This is a genomic window from Endozoicomonas sp. ALC013 (assembly GCF_049310205.1).
GTDB lineage: Bacteria > Pseudomonadota > Gammaproteobacteria > Pseudomonadales > Endozoicomonadaceae > Endozoicomonas.
Window position 1 is genome coordinate 1 of the sequence record NZ_JBLYNS010000290.1, and the last position, 3,127, is coordinate 3,127.

Sequence of the window (3,127 nt, forward strand, 5' to 3'; positions counted from 1 at the left end):
TCATACGCTGCTGAGTGCAGGAACTCTCTGCCTGTTCATTCGTTCTCTGATTCCCTGACAACCATGTGATACCGAGTTGACCGCAGCGCTAGCCAGTTCTTTACCACGAGTCAGGGGTTTCTTCGCCAGCTCCTTACCACGCAACCCGTGCCGGTAACCGTTAATCCATTGATAGGTTGAATAGCCGACAATCGCCAATCCGCCCGCTGCCACAAGTGTACCTGTGGTAATGAGCGCTGTAGCGGCTGTTGATGCTGTAGCGGCTGTTGATGCTGTAGCCGCTGTTGATACTCTAGCGTCTGTTGACACTATGGCGGCTGCTGACGCCGCCGCGGTTGACTCTGTCGCGGCAGTTGACGCCGAAGCGGTTGTTGACACTGTAGCGGCATTTACCGGGCAAACATCACCGTACGAAAAATCCAACGCATCCAGAAATTCAGTTCCCGAAGCGCAATTGGCTGTTAACACACGAGGGTCAGCTTTTTGGCAAAGAAGCTGCTCATTGGATTCAGGTCCAAAAGCGCAATTGGCTGTTAACACGCGTGGGTCAGCTTTTTGGCAAAGAAGCTGCTCATTGGATTCAGGTCCAAAATTCTTTTTCATGATGACATAGCTATTCACCGCCGTGGTGTTGGTAACCTTTCCTCCATCACGAACCTCCCCTCCTTCGATGCCGGCGTATGCATATTTACCCGAGGTTTCGACCGTGCTGTTCACCGCCGTGGTGTTGGCAACCGTTCCTCCATTGGAAACCAGCCCTCCCCCGATGCCGGCGTATGCATATTTACCCGAGGTTTCGACCTTGCTGCCCGCCGCCGTGGTGCTGCCAACCTTTCCTCCATTATGAACCAGGCCCACCCCGATGCCGGCGCATGCAACTTCACCCGAGGTTTCGACCGTGCTGTTCACCACCGTGGTGTTGGCGACCGTTGCTCCATTGGTAACCTGCCCTACCCCAATGCCTGCGTGTGCATATTTACCCGAGGTTTCGACCGTGCTGTCCACCGTCGTGGTGCAGGCAACCGTTCCTTGATCGTAAACCGCTCCCCCCCCGATGCCTGCGCATGCACGTTCACCCGAGGTTTCGGCCCTGCTGTTCACCGCCGTGGTGTTGGCAACCTTTCCTCCATCGGTAACCTGCCCTACCCCAATGCCGACGTGTGCATTTTTACCCGAGGTTTCGACCGTGCTGTCCACCGCCGTGGTGCAGGCAACCGTTCCTTGATCGAAAACCGCCCCTCCCCCGATGCTTGCGAATGCACCTTCACCCAAGGTTTCGACCGTGCTGTTCACCGCCGTGGTGTTGGCAACCGATCCTCCATAGGTAACCTGCCCTCCCCCGATGCAGGCGTATGCACCTACACCCGAGGTTTTGACCTTGCTGTTCACCGCCGTGGTGCAGGCAACCGTTCCGTTTTTAACAACCCCCCCCCCGATGCAGGCGTATGCATAATTACCCGAGGTTTCGACCGTGCCGTTCACCGCCGTGGTGTTGGCAACCTTTCCTTTGAAAATCATCCCCCCCCCGATGCCGGCGTGTGCATCTTTACCCGAGGTTTCGACCGTGCTGTTCACCGCCGTGGTGTTGGCAACCGTTCCTTTGACAATCACCCCCCCCCCGATGCCGGCGTATGCACGTTCACCCTTGTTGGTTTTGACCGTGCTGTTCACCGCAGTGGTGTTGGCAACCATTCCAGAAACCCACCCCCCTCCGATGCCGACGTATGCACGTTCACCCGAGGTTTCTACCCTGCTGTCCACCGCCGTGGTGTTGGCAACCATTCCTCCATCGTGAACCAGCCCCCCCCCGATGCCGGCGTATGCACGTTCACCCGAGGTTTCGACCGTGCTGTCCACCGCCGTGATGTTGGCAACCGTTCCTTTAATCTCCCCTCCCCCAATGCCCGCGTAAGCTTTGTCACCCCAGGTGGAAATACGAGCATTTTCGGCCCGGACACCAATGACTGTGCCATTAATATCAACAACACAGGCTGCTACCCCAGTCACCTTCGTGGAATTTATTATATTGGCACCAGTCAAGTGAAGGTCACTGATGCTGCCTTTCAGAGTGTCAACAAGACAGTCAGGCAGGTCGCTGATAGTACGGCACTGCCCATCGTACTGCCCGGTGAATGGATCGGTATCACTGCCAATGGATTGATAGTCTTGAGTGACAACAATATCCGCCGTCTGTTGGTATGTACCGTTCAGTGGATAGCTGTCATTTCGGCCAATCATGCCCAGGGTTTTTGCATCATAAATCTTTATGGGTATTGAACCATTGGCACTGGCATTCGAATTGGCATACTGAAAAGAGCTGGCCAGTGTGCCAAGTGCAAGCAGTCCTCTGGATCCCTGACTCCCTTGATAGCGGGCCGTGGATGGCTGTTGAAGGGGTACGTCTTTCGAGCCGGGTTCTTTTTCCTGAGCCTCTTCCCCGGTTGCTTTTGATGTCTGTGGTAATTCCGGTTTGACATCCGGACCGGGCACACAGCTACCGAACCAGGCATCGGCAATATCTTTCGCTATGAAAAGGATGGGACTCAACGGCACGATAGTTGCCGTGGCCAGTCGCCCAATACCTTCCAGTGCTTTATCGGGATTAATACTGAAGTGAGGATCTTCCATCGGAATCAATGATTTCACAAATGCTTTAGCAACAGCAACGCCATGGCCGAGCCAGGAATGTTCGACGCCATTCCCTGAACGTTGGGAAGCGCTGTCATAAATTGGTTGCTGAATGGACTGCTGAATAGGTTGCTGAATCATAAACAGGCCTCGATGATGTTGCATAAAAGTACATTGGAAATATGTACAAAAAATACTTGGCATCATTGATCCATCCAGTGATGGAAAAGTTCCCGGGTTATGTTTTTTTCTTAATGCAAAAAACTGACTTCACGTGGCCTAACCATCCGCTTCCCGCACTCTCCGGATGAGAAAGTCCATATCCAGAGCGTTGCCAGGTTCTGGGATCTGCTGGTGGCTACCCTGAAAGCGGTTCCGGAAGCGTAATACGATGGTTGCCCTATGTTTGTGACAGCGCCTAAGCGGAACAGATTGATGAACTCTGTAGAGGGAAAACAGGAAGAATCAGCAGCAACCTGATCGTTCTGACATTCTGGTG

The 3,127-nt window shown here is 53.9% G+C and carries 2 protein-coding genes; both read right to left on the reverse strand.

Features of this window, described 5'->3' with window-relative positions:
• On the reverse strand, window positions 1-2,769 hold the full coding sequence (locus ACO6V1_RS23215; RefSeq protein ID WP_422468870.1) for a hypothetical protein: 2,769 nt from the start codon (window positions 2,767-2,769) through the stop codon (window positions 1-3).
• Window positions 2,770-2,879: 110 nt separating this feature from the next.
• Window positions 2,880-3,127, reverse strand: a 248-nt coding sequence (locus tag ACO6V1_RS23220) for a hypothetical protein (protein ID WP_422468872.1), incomplete at its 5' end; no start/stop codon positions are given.